At 62.7% G+C, this 14,196-nt stretch carries 16 protein-coding genes; 15 read left to right on the top strand and 1 reads right to left on the bottom strand.

All coding sequences use genetic code 11. The annotated features are described in order from the left end of the window. Nucleotides 1-19 precede the first annotated feature (19 nt). The 15 genes from ACLBXN_RS10275 (at nucleotide 20) to argA (ending at nucleotide 13,187) form a co-directional block, all read left to right on the top strand. Nucleotides 20-1,588, top strand: coding sequence for a type II and III secretion system protein family protein (locus ACLBXN_RS10275; RefSeq protein WP_447612058.1), 1,569 nt, complete (start codon nucleotides 20-22; stop codon nucleotides 1,586-1,588). Nucleotides 1,589-1,602: 14 nt separating this feature from the next. Next, a complete protein-coding gene (locus ACLBXN_RS10280) occupies nucleotides 1,603-1,920 on the top strand; it encodes a hypothetical protein (protein ID WP_407716055.1) in 318 nt (105 codons plus the stop codon). A gap of 139 nt (nucleotides 1,921-2,059) precedes the next feature. Further along, nucleotides 2,060-2,269, top strand: a complete 210-nt coding sequence (locus ACLBXN_RS10285) for a Flp family type IVb pilin (RefSeq protein WP_046462061.1) — start codon at nucleotides 2,060-2,062, stop codon at nucleotides 2,267-2,269. Nucleotides 2,270-2,315: 46 nt separating this feature from the next. Next, the gene (locus ACLBXN_RS10290; RefSeq protein WP_211456105.1) at nucleotides 2,316-2,513 is read left to right on the top strand and encodes a Flp family type IVb pilin; all 198 of its coding nucleotides are present in this window, start codon (nucleotides 2,316-2,318) and stop codon (nucleotides 2,511-2,513) included. A gap of 99 nt (nucleotides 2,514-2,612) precedes the next feature. Continuing rightward, nucleotides 2,613-3,872: a pilus assembly protein TadG-related protein gene (locus tag ACLBXN_RS10295; RefSeq protein ID WP_447612059.1), complete on the top strand. Its 1,260-nt coding sequence runs from the start codon at nucleotides 2,613-2,615 to the stop codon at nucleotides 3,870-3,872. Between the two features lie 5 nt (nucleotides 3,873-3,877). Next, the gene (locus tag ACLBXN_RS10300; protein ID WP_447612060.1) at nucleotides 3,878-4,321 is read left to right on the top strand and encodes a TadE/TadG family type IV pilus assembly protein; all 444 of its coding nucleotides are present in this window, start codon (nucleotides 3,878-3,880) and stop codon (nucleotides 4,319-4,321) included. Further along, nucleotides 4,318-4,767 carry a TadE/TadG family type IV pilus assembly protein gene (locus tag ACLBXN_RS10305; protein ID WP_447612061.1) on the top strand — a complete coding sequence of 150 codons (450 nt, stop codon included), beginning with the start codon at nucleotides 4,318-4,320 and terminating at the stop codon, nucleotides 4,765-4,767. Before ACLBXN_RS10300 ends, ACLBXN_RS10305 begins: the two co-directional genes overlap by 4 nt. Before the next feature lie 17 nt (nucleotides 4,768-4,784). Then, nucleotides 4,785-5,945, top strand: a complete 1,161-nt coding sequence (locus tag ACLBXN_RS10310) for an AAA family ATPase (protein WP_211456104.1) — start codon at nucleotides 4,785-4,787, stop codon at nucleotides 5,943-5,945. Between the two features lie 29 nt (nucleotides 5,946-5,974). Beyond that, entirely contained in the window at nucleotides 5,975-7,396 is a 1,422-nt protein-coding gene (locus tag ACLBXN_RS10315; RefSeq protein WP_447612062.1) for a CpaF family protein, read from the top strand. A gap of 21 nt (nucleotides 7,397-7,417) precedes the next feature. Further along, complete coding sequence (locus ACLBXN_RS10320; RefSeq protein ID WP_447612063.1) at nucleotides 7,418-8,407, top strand: type II secretion system F family protein; 990 nt, start codon at nucleotides 7,418-7,420, stop codon at nucleotides 8,405-8,407. Nucleotides 8,408-8,434: 27 nt separating this feature from the next. After that, nucleotides 8,435-9,346, top strand: a complete 912-nt coding sequence (locus ACLBXN_RS10325) for a type II secretion system F family protein (RefSeq protein ID WP_211456101.1) — start codon at nucleotides 8,435-8,437, stop codon at nucleotides 9,344-9,346. A 136-nt stretch (nucleotides 9,347-9,482) separates the two neighbouring features. After that, entirely contained in the window at nucleotides 9,483-10,376 is an 894-nt protein-coding gene (locus tag ACLBXN_RS10330; RefSeq protein ID WP_447612064.1) for a phosphatase PAP2 family protein, read from the top strand. A gap of 45 nt (nucleotides 10,377-10,421) precedes the next feature. Next, on the top strand, nucleotides 10,422-10,979 hold the full coding sequence (locus tag ACLBXN_RS10335) for a class I SAM-dependent methyltransferase (protein WP_407716048.1): 558 nt from the start codon (nucleotides 10,422-10,424) through the stop codon (nucleotides 10,977-10,979). A gap of 111 nt (nucleotides 10,980-11,090) precedes the next feature. Then, on the top strand, nucleotides 11,091-11,549 hold the full coding sequence (locus ACLBXN_RS10340) for an SRPBCC family protein (protein ID WP_447612065.1): 459 nt from the start codon (nucleotides 11,091-11,093) through the stop codon (nucleotides 11,547-11,549). A 291-nt stretch (nucleotides 11,550-11,840) separates the two neighbouring features. Continuing rightward, nucleotides 11,841-13,187, top strand: coding sequence for an amino-acid N-acetyltransferase (gene argA, locus ACLBXN_RS10345; RefSeq protein ID WP_003079639.1), 1,347 nt, complete (start codon nucleotides 11,841-11,843; stop codon nucleotides 13,185-13,187). Between the two features lie 97 nt (nucleotides 13,188-13,284). On the opposite strand, the gene ACLBXN_RS10350 is transcribed toward argA, so the two are convergent. Next, nucleotides 13,285-14,100, bottom strand: a complete 816-nt coding sequence (locus ACLBXN_RS10350; RefSeq protein ID WP_447612066.1) for an AraC family transcriptional regulator — start codon at nucleotides 14,098-14,100, stop codon at nucleotides 13,285-13,287. Between the last annotated feature and the right edge of the window lie 96 nt (nucleotides 14,101-14,196).

Raw genomic sequence — 14,196 nt, forward strand, 5'->3', positions numbered from 1 at the left:
CTTATATATAGCAGCTAGCATGCTGCTCGCCAGCTCAGCACCTGTGCTGGCCCAGTCTGCGGGCACAGCTGCCCAGCCCGGCACTGCGGCCGCGGCTTCGGCCGCCCCCGCTCCCGCAGCTCCTCGCACCACCCTGCCCGCCAGGAACTGTACGGCCATTCACACAGAAGACCCGACCACGGTCACGCTGGGTAAATCGGTGGTCATTCCGCTGAACTCGCCGATGGCGCGCATCCTGGTCAGCGGCCAGACGCCGGGAGCCGGCCAGGCAGCCGCCACCGGACAGCCGCAGATGCAGGTACAGAACGGCATGGGCGATATCGAAGTGCAGTTGCTCAGCCCCAGGGATCTGTTCTTTCGCGGCCGCAAGTCCGGCTCCATGAACGTCATCCTGCAGAACGCCCAGGGTGCCTGCTTCATCAAGGATGTGATCGTCACCATGGACCCGGGACCGCTGCAGGCCAAGCTCAGCGAGCTCATGCCGGAGGAACGCAGCATCCGCGTCCAGGGTGCCGACAATGCCCTGGTCCTGAGCGGAGAGATCAGCAATCCGCTGCGCCTGGACGATGTGGTGACGCTGGCCGGCGCCTACAGCGACAGCAAGAAGATCGTCAACCTGCTGCGCACCACCTCGCCTCACCAGGTGATGCTGGAAGTCAAGATTGCCGAAATCAGCAAGACCTTGCTCGACAAGCTGGGCTCCAGCCTCAGCGGCCAGCGCGTCACCAGCAACGGCCAGAACAGCTACACCATCCTCTCCAACTTCCTGAGCGGCGGCGGCGGCCTGCTGAACGCCATGCGCCTGGGCAGGGGCTCGATCAGTATCGATGGCCAGAAGGATGACGGCCTGGTGCGCATCCTGGCCGAGCCCAACATCATGGCCATCAGCGGCCAGCAGGCGAGCTTTCTCTCGGGCGGCAAGATCTTCATTCCAGTGGCCCAGACCAATACCAATGGCGTGCCGGTCATGACGCTGGAGGAAAAGGAGTTCGGTATCGGCGTCAAGTTCACGCCCACCGTGCTCGGCAACTCGCGCGTCAACCTCAAGCTGGTGTCCGAGGTCTCTGATCTGTCGCAGACCGGCTCGCCCTTCACCTCCATCAACGGCGTCACCTCCGTCATTCCCTCGCTCACGGTAAGGCGCGCGGACACCACGGTGCAGCTCAATGACGGACAAAGCCTGGTCATTGCGGGCCTCATCAAGAACAACGTCACCGAGGCCATCAAGCGCTTTCCGGGGCTGGGAGAGATACCGGTTCTCGGCGCGCTGGCCCGCAGCACCGAGTTCCAGACCGATCAGACCGAGCTGATGTTCGTCATCACGCCGCGCTTGGTACAGGCTCTGGCCGAAGCCCCCAGGGTGCCCACCGACAACCATGTGGTGCCCTCACGCGCCGAGGTCTATCTGAACGGCGCATTGGAGAGCTCCAAGCCCGCGCCCGCAGAGAAGACGGCGCCCACACCTGCCATGCCTGCCGGCGCAGCGACACCGATGCCGGCACCAGCCGCAGCACCCCAGGAGCTGCAACCCCAAGCGCCGGCCGAGCCCTCGGTCGACCGCCCTGCTCCCCTGAATCCGCCCACCTGAACCGGAGGCAAGCCATGACCGAACGCAGCATCCTATTTCCCGTGGCCCTCGCCGCCCTGCTGGCGGGCTGCAGCAGCGCAACACCGCACTACGACGCCCGCTTTGGCGAAGCCGTACGCAGCGCCCGACTGCAGATGACCATAGACCCGCAAGCGGGCAAGACGGCCGGAGTCGGCGTGGACGGCGCCACCGGCATGGACGGTCGCGCCACGCGCCACAGCATGGAGCGGTACGAGCAAAGCTACAAGAGCCCGCCTCAGGCCATCAACGTCATCAACATCGGCGGCTCGCTGACCAGCAACAACTCCGGCGGCAGCGGCGGAACGCCCTGAACAGCCCACGGTTTTTCACCATCCAACCAATTGATTCCGAAAGGAGCACCGATCGCACACCGGCCTTGCACGCCAGCCCTCGGCACAGCCGCCGACCTTTCGAAACTGTCTTCAATCCATCAACATTGTGAGGTTCATCATGTCCCATATCGCTCAACAATTTGGCCATTCCCTGCTGTCTTTTGCTCGTGACGATGAGGGTGCGCAGGTCGTCGAATACGCACTGATCATTGCCGTGGTCTCCATCGCACTGGTCGTCGCGCTCAAGGCCCTCACCTCCTCCGGTGGTGGCTTCAGCTCCTTCATCACCCGCGTCACGAACTGCCTGACAACCTCGACCTGCTCTTGAGCCGGCTCAAGGCTGTCCCGGACATACACCTTTACAGGAGAACGCCATGTACTCCATCACCCAATCGGGCCTGCGTCTGCAGCAACTGCTCAGGGACGATGAAGGTGCGCAGGTCGTCGAGTACGCGCTGATCATTGCCGTGGTCTCCATAGCACTGGTCGTGGCGATTCAGGGCCTGGCTGGCGGCAAGTTTGCGGACTTCATCACACGAGTCACAAACTGCCTGACGGGCACCTGCACCTAGGAGCGATGTCAAAGGGGTCGGCGCAGCAGTCCTGCTGCGGTGCCGACCGCCTCTGACCCGCAATCATTCACCGGTTCTGCCGCCCTATGAGAGGCCATCATGAGCACCCGCATTCCTGCCCCGACCCTGGTGCGGCCTGCCGGAAGCCGCAGCCGGCACAATTCACGGCGCCAGCAGCATGGCGCCATCATCGTCACGGCAGCATTGGCTCTTTTGCTGCTGCTGGGATTCATGGGCATCGCGCTCGATTTCGGGCGCCTGTTCATCGTCAGGACAGAGCTGCAGACGGCACTTGACAGCTGCGCGCTGGCCGCGGCGCGCGAACTCAACAAGCAGCCGGATGCCATCACCCGCGCCGTGAGCGCCGGTGCTGCAGCCGGCAATCTCAACGGAGTGAACCTGCAGTCGGCCAACTGGAGCGGTCAGGGCCAGATCACCACTGCCGATATCAGCTTTCGCGACGCCAGCTATCTGAGCACCACCAGCGCGACTGCTGCCGTCTATTCGCAGTGCACGCACACCCAATCCAATATCGGCATGTGGCTGCTGAAGGCCCTGGGTGCTTTTTCCGGCAACAGCGCCAGCTTTCCGGCCACCGGCAATGTGGGCACCTATGCAGTGGCCACCAGGGCCAGCGCGCAAAGCGCCTGCCCGATTCCCGTGGCACTGCAGGCCAAAACGCCTGGGGCAACCAAGCCCGACTACGGCTACACAGTGGGAGACTGGCTCACCCTGCTGGCCAAGTCCAACGGCGGCAGCACCTTCGGCTGGGCCAATCTGGACGGATCCAATAGCGCCTCCGAGACCGCCGACGAGCTCAACGGCCATTGCGGCAGCAAGCTGGGCGACACCCTGGGCACACCCGGCGTTCAGGCTTCCATCGTCGAAATCTGGAACTACCGGTTCGGCATCTACAAGAACTCCAGCGGACCCAGCGTGGGCCGGCCCGACTACACCGGCTATATCTACAACACCAGCACCTGGAGCGCCGGTCGCAGCGCCTACAACGGCAGCTCGGGCAGCACGCCCAACTTTCTCGCCCAGCGCCTGGCGTTCACGCCCTGCGGCAACAACCCGTCGCAGTGCGGACAGCAGGGTGGCGGCTTTTCTTCGGTCGCCACATCGGCCCAGCACAGGACCTATGGCGCGGACCGTCGCATCGTGACGGTGCCCATCGTCAACACCAGCCGCAAGGTGGTCGATTTCGCCTGCATGCTCATGCTCGAGCCCATGAAGATCCCGGTCGATGACGTGCAGCTCGAGTACCTGGGCAATGCCAGTGCCACTGGCAGCCCCTGCACCACCAGCGGACTCGCAGGCGGCTCGGCCGGCCCGCTGGTTCCCGTCCTCGTGAGGTGAACGCCATGTCCAAGCACCATAGGCAACAAGGGGTGGAGCTGGTGGAACTGGCTCTGATCCTGCCTTTTCTGCTCCTGCTGAGCATGCTGCTCGTCGAATTCGGCCGTGCGCTCTACGAATACAACACGGTCGCCAAATCGGTACGTGATGCAGTGCGCTATCTCTCGGTCCAGCTGCCCAACACCGGCTGCAGCCAGGCCCAGAATCTGGTGGTGTACGGCCAGACCACGGCTGGCACCACGCCTCTGGCGCCCGGTCTGAACACCGGGGCCGTGAGCTGCTCCTGGCAGACCAGCGGCACCTATCCGCTGATCAACACCGTCACCGTGACCGTCACCGGCTACCGCTTCCGCTCCATGACGGCCAGCGTCTTCGGCTTGCGACTGGGCGACGCCAACGGCGGCCTGACGCTGAGCAATATCGCCGCCACGATGAGGACACAGACATGAAAACGCCACGTCACTCCCGCTCCGAGCGCGGAGCAACCATCGTCGAGTTTGCCCTGGCGCTGCTGGTCTTCCTGATGTTTCTCTTCGGCATCGTGGATTTCAGCCGCATGCTGTTCACCTGGGTGGCGGCCAACGAAGCCGCGCGCGCGGGGGCACGCTATGCCGCGGTCTGCGACGACACCGCCCAGCAGGCCAAGGTGCTTGCGCGCATGCAGGCCCTGCTTCCCCAGGTGAGCACCGTCAATGTCAGCTGGGCCCCCTCCGGCTGCACCGCGGCAAGCTGCCAAAGCGTGACCGTCGCGATCACGGGACTGAAATTCCAATGGATTTCACCCATCGTGGGTAAGGGCCTGCAAACGGCCATCCCCATGCCCGGCTTCTCGAGCACGCTGCCCCGGGAAGTCATGCGCCAGGACATCAACAGCAGCACGGCCTGCTCAAGCTAACCAGGGGTGCCCACATCATGAAAATCGCCATCATCTCTCCCAACACCACCCATCTTCAGGAGATGGCCCGTGTGCTGCAGGAGCAATCGCACCAGGTTCAGACCTTCGAAGGCGGCAAGACACGCATGCCTTCGATTGCCGAGCAGCACCGGCCCGATCTGATGATCGTGGACGGCATGTGCTGCGAGCCGGCCGACCTGGCGCCGGTGGAGTATGTGACCACGCATCAGCCGCACATCGCCGTCATCTTGCTGTGTGCCCAGCAGACCCCCGAGTTTCTGCTGCAGTCCATGCGCGCCGGCGTTCGCGAAGTACTGACTTCACCGGCTCCGCATCAGGCCCTGCTGGACGCCGTGCACCGCATCGCCGCCAAGCTGCAGCATCACACGGCGGACCGCCATCAGGGCCAGGTCATGGCCTTGCTGCCCTGCAAGGGCGGCAGCGGAGCCACCTTTCTGACCACCAACCTCGGCTGGATGCTGGCACGCAAGCACTCGGTACTGCTGATCGACCTCAACCTGCAGTTCGGCGACACCCTGGCCTATCTGCATGAAGCCAAGCCCGCATCGACCCTGGCAGATGTGGCCCGTGACATCCATCGACTCGATGCGTCCTTTCTCACGGCCAGCACCGTCAAGATCACCCCTCATCTGCATGTGCTGGCGGCCCCCGAAAGCGCCATGCATGCCATGGAGGTCGAGCCGCTGCATGTGGATGCCATCCTGCAGCTCGCCGGCATGCACTATGACTTTGTGCTGATCGACATGGGGCGTGTGCTCGATCCGCTGGCTCTGCGTGTGCTCGACAGGGCCCAGCAGATCGTGCCGGTGTTGCTGCCCAATGTGCCGGCCGTGCGCAATGCGCAGAAGCTGCTGCACATGTTCCACGATCTGGGCTATCCCGAAAGCCGTCTGTATCCGGTACTGAACCGGGTCGACCGGCGCAGCGAAATCGGCCTACCCGAAGTGCGCAAGGCACTGGGCCTGGAGCAGCAATGGCGCAGCATTCCCGACGCCGCGCCGGAGGTGCAGGCGAGCATCAATGCGGGAGTGCCGCTGGCCGAATCCTGCCGCAACAGCGCCGTGGTCCGCGAACTGGGTGCCTGGGCCGACGCGCTGTCGCCCCAGTCCCGGGAAGACAGCAACGGCTTTTTGAACCGGCTCTTCCGCCGGGCATGAGCCATCCCTTAGCGCACAAGGAGACCGTCATGTCACTCAGAGATTTCTTGGCCACATCAGCGACACGCGCCTCCAAGCCGGCGCTGCAGGTTGTTACCGAAGCAGCGGACACACCCGAGGTCGCCGCGCCGCAAGCGCCTCCCTCTGCGCCGCCCGCCCCGCACTACGGACACTCCGCAGCCTATCTGGCACTCAGGACGCGCATTCATGCCAAGCTACTGGAGCGCTTCGACCTGGCTGCGCTCGAGTCGCTGCCCACGCAGACGCTGCAGCAGGAGATTGCCGGCATGACCGAACGCCTGCTGGAGGAAGACGCAGCGGTCGTCAACGATCTGGAAAGAAGGCTGCTGATCCGCGACATCCAGCACGAGATGCTGGGCTTCGGCCCTCTCGAGCTGCTCATGACCGACCCTGCGATCTCCGACATCCTGGTCAACCGTCACGATCAGATCTATGTGGAGCGCCTTGGTCGTCTCGAACTCACGCCCGTGGTCTTCACGGACGACAAGCATCTGCTGCGCATCATCGACAAGATCGTCTCGCGTATCGGCCGACGCATCGATGAGTCCAGTCCCATGGTCGATGCCCGCCTGCCCGACGGATCGCGCGTCAACGCCGTCATTCCGCCCGTGGCGCTCGATGGCCCAATGATGTCGATCCGGCGCTTTGCACGCATCCCGCTGCGCATGGAGAACCTGATCCAGGACCTCAAAAGCCTGACACCAGGCATGGCTCTGACTCTGGAAGCCTTGGCCAAGGCCAAGGTGAACATGATCATCTCCGGGGGCACGGGCGCCGGCAAGACAACGCTGCTCAATATTCTTTCGGGCTACATTCCTGCCGTGGAACGGGTGGTCACCATCGAGGATGCCGCCGAGCTGCAGCTGCAACAGCCGCATGTGGTGCGCATGGAAACGCGTCCGCCCAATATAGAGGGCCGCGGTGAGATCACGCAGCGTTCGCTGGTGCGCAACGCCCTGCGCATGCGCCCTGACCGCATCATCATCGGCGAAGTCCGCGGCGCCGAGGCCGTGGACATGCTGCAGGCCATGAATACCGGCCACGAAGGCTCGCTGACGACCATCCACGCCAATACGCCGCGCGACTCGCTGGCACGTCTGGAGAACATGGTCGGCATGGCGGGCCTCAACCTGCCGCACCAGGCCGCACGCCAGCAGATTGCCTCGGCCATCACGGTGATCGTGCAGGTGCTGCGGCTTACCGACGGCAAGCGCAAGATCACCAGCATCCAGGAGATCACCGGCATGGAGGGCGATGTGGTCACCATGCAGGAGATCTTTGCCTTCACCCAGACCGGTGTCGGTGTCAGCGGCGAAGTCCAGGGGTATTTCCATGCCACAGGCGTCAGGCCCAAGTTCGCCGACCGGCTCAAAGGCTTCGGCATTGCGCTGCCTGACAGCATCTTCGCTCCAGAGCGTCACTATCAATGAACTCGGCCCAAAGGTGCTGCCATGCTGTCCTTTTTCTCTTCCCACTCGATCCTGGTGATCATTGCGCTGGTGTTTGCCGCCGTACTCCTGCTGCTCGAAGGCGTTCACCTGGTCTGGAAGCAGTACAAGAGCCCTGAGGCAAAGCGACTTGAACGCCGGCTCAGGGCCTTGTCTGCCGCCGACGATCACAGCACTCCGACCAAGCTGGTCAAGGAACGCGTACTCAGCGACATGCCCAGGATGCAGCGCATGCTGCAAAGCATGCCGCGCGCCCACCAGCTGGACCGCGTGATTGTTCAGTCAGGCCTGGAATGGACGGTTTCCGGTTTGCTGCTCGGCATCGGGATACTATTTTTCCTGGGGGCACTGGCCGCAAGCATGTTCCATCTGCCCATGGAGCTGGTGTTGCTCGCCGGTGCCGTCCTGGGCTGCCTGCCATGGCTGTACCTGCAGCGCAAGCGCAATCAGCGTCTGGGCCTGCTGGAGCGCCAGATCCCCGAGGCGCTGGACCTGATTGCGCGGGCATTGCGCGCCGGCCACGCATTTTCGGCAGGCCTGCAGATGGCCGGAGAAGAGCTGTCAGAGCCCATAGCCGGCGAGTTCCGTCTCGTGCACGACGAGATCAACTACGGCACAACGCTGCAGCAGGCCTTGAACAATCTCGGAGAAAGAATACCGATCACCGATCTGCGCTACTTCATCGTCGCCGTATTGATACAGCGCGAATCGGGAGGCAACCTCACCGAGATGCTGAGCAATCTGAGCCGCCTGATCCGCGAGCGGCTCAAGCTTCACACCAAGATCCGGGTTCTGTCCTCCGAAGGACGAATGTCGGCCTGGATCCTGGGGCTGATGCCCTTTGCCCTGGCAGCCCTGCTCAATTTCGTGAACCCGGAATTCATGTCCACCTTGTGGACCGACCCCATAGGCATCGTCATTCTGCAATGGCTGACCGGACTCATGGTGATCGGCATGTTGATGCTGCGCCGCATTGTCCGCATACGGGTATGAGTGCATCCCAACCGCAAGGAGTCCGCCATGTTAATCGTCGCCCTGCTCACTTTCGCCGCCCTCATGCTGGCTGCAGGAGCCCTGTTCTTCTGGGTCACGCCCACGGTCACAGAACAGCGCCTGCAAGAGCTGAGCCCAGCCCCCCTGTCCGGTAGCTGGACAGAAACTGCGGTCAAGCTGGTTGGGCCGTTCGCCCACCTCTCCTCCCCCACTGCGGGCAGTGATGCCACCCCGTTGCGTCTGCGCTTTCTAAATGCCGGCATTCGCCACGAGAACGCGCCCTTGCTGTATTTTGGCGCGAAGACGCTGCTGCCTCTGGTGATGATGTTCCTGGTCTATTCGCTGATGCTGGCCCAGGGCACGACAGACAGCCTGCAGCTGCTGCTCTATCCGCTGGTCACCGGGCTTGTGGCCTGCTATCTGCCCAATCTGGTGCTGCGCTGGATGGCCGCACGCCGCAAGCGCGAGATCTTCGAGAATTTCCCCGATGCCGCCGACCTGATGCTGGTCTGCGTGGAGGCAGGCATGGGACTGGATGCGGCGCTGGGCAAGGTGACTGCCGAGATCCGCATCAAAAGCGAAGCCCTGGCCCAGGAACTTCACTGGACCAATCTGGAAATGCGCGCCGGCAGCACCCGCGAGAAATCCTTGCGCAACCTGGCCGCCCGCACCGGAGTGGACGAGATACACGCCTTCACGGCCATGCTGACGCAAGCGGACCGCTTCGGCACCAGCATCGGCGACTCCATCCGGGTGTTCTCGGACGATCTGCGCCACAAGCGTCAGATGCGTGCCGAGGAACTGGCCGCCAAGATCCCCACCAAGATGCTGCTGCCGCTGGTGACTTGCATCTTCCCCGCCATCGTGATGGTGGTTCTCGGCCCGGCAATCATCAGACTGCTGCGCATGGTGCTGCCCATGATCGCGGGAAGCGCCTAGGCCGCGCCCGGACTGCCGCACCACTGCGGCAGTCCCCTGGCGACCCGGGCATGCCGCCAGGCAGGGACAACCCAGGCCTGGGTACGCAGCGGCCGGCCTTCGCGGACGATCGAATGGATCCACAAGGGAGCTTGCGATGAACTTGATGCAGGGAACCGTCAATGGCTGGCAGCAGATCAGTCCCCGAAAGCTCGCCCCCATGCTTTTCCTGGCCACCCTGGCTCTCGGAGAAGCGCTGTGGATACATGCCCATCCGCTTGTCTTTTCCGGCACCGAGCCGGTGTTCTGGACGACTCTGATCCTGCTGAGCATCAGCTGGATCTATGGATATTCGGGGCGTAGCCTGGCCTTGTCCGAGATGTCGTTCTACGCAGCCCTGTGGATAGTGACAGCGCTGATCGGCGCCATACTGACCTATATCTTCGCGACCTTGAATCTGCCGCTGCTCGACGCCCAGTTCACCAGACTGGATCAGGCGCTGGGCTTCAACTGGCTGGCCTTCTATGGCTTTGTCCAGCAACACCCGCTTCTCAGGGCCGTGCTCACGCTGGCCTATTTCAGCGGCCTGCTGCAAGTCTTTTTCTCGATCATCTACCTGTCGCACTGCGCAAGAAACGACAGAAATGAGGAGTTGTGGTGGTCGTCTTCCATCGCCTTGATGCTGACGGCCCTGCTATCGGGGCTGCTGCCTGCCGGAGGGACTCTCTTCTTCCACTCCGTCGGGCTGGAGAACGCCGTGCACCTGCCTCACTTCATGGCGCTCAGGGAGGCAAGCCTGAGCGAGTTCGCATTCGGGGATCTGAAAGGCATAGTCACGTTCCCTTCCTATCACACGACGATTGCCTTGCTGCTCATCCATGCCTACAGACAGCTCCGGCTTTTTCGCTGGGTGCTCGCGTTGAACATCCTGATGCTGATCTCCACGCCCATCAACGGCGGGCACTATCTGGTGGACATGCTGGGCAGCGGCGTTGTTACCGTTTTTTCCATCTATCTGACGAAGCGCGTTCAATATTTCCTGCAGCGATGATTTCAAACTCATCCGCACAATGGGCCAGACCCGGGAGAGCTCTGAATGAAAAATATGTCGTGCAACTTCATGCTGCTGAACGAAGTGATACGGTCTCCCCGCGAGATCGGTGCCCTGTGCCCGAGTTCGACGCGATTGGGCAATACGATGGCCTCTTTGGTGGGTGGCGGAGACGAGGGTCTGGTGGTGGAGCTTGGTGCAGGAACAGGAGTCATCACCGAGTCACTGCTGCGCAGCGGCATCGCACCCGGCAGACTGGTGATCATAGAAAAGTCTTCCTCGTTCGCCAGCTACCTGTCCGAGCGATTCCCGCAGATCAGCGTTTTTCATGCCGATGCCGGTGACTGGCCCTCGATTCTCGGTCGTGCAGCGGTCAAGGCCGTAGTCTCGGGCCTGCCGCTTCGCTCGCTGCCCCATCAGTCAGTGCACAAGATCACCGACACCTGGGCGCGCTCGCTGACCAGCGATGGCCGCGTGATCCAGTTCACTTACTCGCTGTTTGGCGCATCCGCCTGGCAGAGCGCCGGCCTCAAGCGCATAGACCGCGAAACCGTGTGGGGCAATCTGCCGCCGGCGAGGGTGGAAGTGTTCTCACGCCCCTGAGCCTGCGCTGCCTGTGCCTGCCGCACCTGGCCTTGCGGGTGGAACTGCTGTATGGTTGGCGCCGATTTATCGGTATCGTCGACCATCTGAATCCACGAGGAGACCGAGGACATGGTGGACATCATTCATAGAATTGGTATCAGAGCGCCTGTCGGCGATGTTTTCCAGGCGATCTCGTCCGTTGCAGGTATAGCCGGCTGGTGGACCCGGGAGATGAGCGCAAGCGCGGGGCCCGAAGTCGCGATGAGCGCTCGCTTCATCGACCAGGACGGTCGGGAGCTCGGAAAAATCTGTTTCGACCTCGTCATGCCGGAGAGGGAGCACAGCGTGCGCTGGCGTTTCACGGAGGGGCCCGAAGAATGGATAGGCACCGAGGCGACCTTCGAGCTGAGCCGCCAGGACGGCTACACCATCCTGTTGTTCGGCCACCGGAACTGGCGCGAAACGGTCGAGTTCACCGCCCATTGCAGCATGAAATGGGCCGTCTTCCTGCTCAGCCTCAGAGCTCTGGTCGAGACCGGCAAAGGCAGCCCGTCTCCCCAGGACACCAAGATCGACAACTGGAACTAGCGCACCAATGCACGACAGAGCTAGGCCCAGGGCCGTCACGGCCGGCAAGCCCGCGTCCGTAGCTGCCGCACCCGGCTTTCCGCGCAGCTCCAGGAGCTGCTCCTGGGTACAAGTCGTCATTTTTTGAAAACATCGCGCCACAAAAGCCACAAACTGTGCGATCAGCGCGCATAAAACCACGCAGCAATTAGCTCAGGCACGCTAGTAACCGCTACACTTTGCGCCGCAGGCCTGCGTAATACCCCACGCAGGCCTTTTTTTCCCCCGATTTCGAGGTTTTCGCGCACTGCCATGTCCACCGTCTTCAATTTCACCTTTGTTCCCTGGTTCCGGTCTGTGGCTCCCTATATCCACAAGTTCCGACACCAGACCTTTGTGGTGGGCCTGACCGGTGAAGCCATTGATGCGGGCAAGCTCAGCTCCATCGTCCAGGATCTGGCCATGATCCAGGCCATGGGCGTCAAGATCGTGCTGGTGCACGGCTTCCGCCCCCAGGTCAACGAGCAGCTGCGCCTCAAGGGCCAGGAGCCACGCTATTACAACGGAATGCGTGTCACCGACTCCATCGCGCTGGACTGCGCCCAGGAAGCGGCCGGCCAGCTGCGCTACGAGATCGAAGCCGCCTTCAGCCAGGGATTGCCCAACACGCCCATGGCCGGTGCGCGGGTACGCGTGATTTCGGGCAACTTCCTCACGGCCCGTCCCGTGGGCATTGTCGACGGCGTGGATTTCATGCACTCCGGTCTGGTGCGCAAGGTCGACGTGGAAGGCATTCGCAGCGCCCTGGACTCCGAAGCCATGGTGCTGGTCTCCCCCTTCGGCTTCTCGCCCACGGGCGAGGCCTTCAATCTCAGCATGGAAGAAGTCGCCACCCGCGTGGCCATCGAACTCAAGGCTGACAAGCTGCTGTTCCTGACCGAAGTGCCCGGAGTGCGCATGGACCCCAGCGGCCCGGCCGACGAGAACAACCCTATCGATACCGAGCTGCCGCTGGACGCCGCGCGCCGCCTGCTGGCCCAGCTCCCGCCTGCACAGCAACCTACCGATGTGGGCTTTTATCTGCAGCACTGTGTACGCGCCTGCGAGCATGGCGTGGAGCGCAGCCATATCCTGCCCTTTTCGACCGACGGAGCGCTGCTGCTGGAGATCTATGTGCACGACGGCATCGGCACCATGGTCATTGACGAAAAGCTCGAAGAACTGCGCGAGGCCACGATCGACGACGTGGGCGGCATCATTCAGCTGATCGAACCCTTCGAGCGCGACGGCACGCTGGTCAAGCGCGACCGCACCGAGATCGAACGCGACATCGCCAGTTACACCGTCATCGAACACGATGGCGTGATCTTCGGCTGTGCTGCCCTGCACCCCTATCTCGAAGCCAAGACTGCCGAAATGGCCGCCGTCACCGTCTCGCCCAAGAGCCAGGGCACGGGCGATGGCGAGAAACTGCTCAAACGCATCGAACAGCGCGCCCGCGCCCTGGGCTGCGAAACCATGTTTGTGCTGACCACACGAACCATGCACTGGTTCATCAAGCGCGGCTTTCAGCCCGTGGAGCCCGAATGGCTGCCGGAGGCCCGCAAGGCCAAGTACAACTGGGGCCGCAAGAGCCAGGTGCTGGTAAAGAAGCTCTGATCCGCTCCACTCTTGAAAATAGCTTCCAGCGCTTGATGAAAAAGCGTTGGAAGCTATTTTTTTGGAAGCAAAGAGATGTTGGCGTGGCAGGCACCGGCTAACGCAACGTTGCTCTGTCCGCCGTAGCTGCGAATTCCGACGGCGGACGGCCGAACTGCTTGCGGAAAGCCGCCGAATAGGCGCTATGGCTTTCATAGCCGCTTTCCAGCGCCACGGTCGTGATGGGCATGCCCCGCAGCAACTGGGGGATGGAAGCCATCAGCCGCATCTGCTGATACCACCGGCCCCAGTTCATCCCGGTGCTTTTCAGAAATCGACGGTGCAGCGTCTTGGGTGTCAGCGCGTGCTGCCGGGCCAGGGCTTCGACCGTGGTGCGCTGCGCCGGTGCACTCAGCATGCTCTCGCAGATGCGTCGCATCAGCATGTCTTGCGGCCATGGCAGGTAATACGGCAGCGGCGCCAGCGCCTGCAACTCCTCCAGCAGCAGATTGCCCAGCAGCGCATCGCGCGGGCGATGTGGCCTCTGATGGGGCAAGTCGACAAGCGCCGCCATCAACTCCCTGACCAGCGGCGAGACATGAAGCACGCAGTCCCGGGCAGGCAGGCGTTCCGACCAAGCCTCCTCAATGAACAGGCCAAAGGCTCGCACCGCCGTGGTCGCCGTGATCCGGTGCAGCATGCCCGGGCGCAGCCACACCGCAGTGGTGGGAGGAACCAGCCATTGCCCGCAGGGGGACTCGACCAGCAACACGCCTTCCGAGGCATAAATGAGATGGCCGCGCGCGTGGCTGTGCTGCGGCACCACATGACCGGGCGGATAGCGCTGCTCCACGCCCGTGACAGGCAATGACGATGCCTGGGCATGCTGCAAGTCCAGCGCATGCGCGCCATGTTCGGGGGAGGCAAAACCCATGAGATGTCCAAATTCCTACAACAAATGAATATCTATCGATAGAAGTCTATACCTCTGGCGACTTAAAGTAGCCGCACTGCCTTCATCAAGCACCTT

The sequence above is a fragment of the Comamonas sp. C24C genome, from assembly GCF_053345995.1.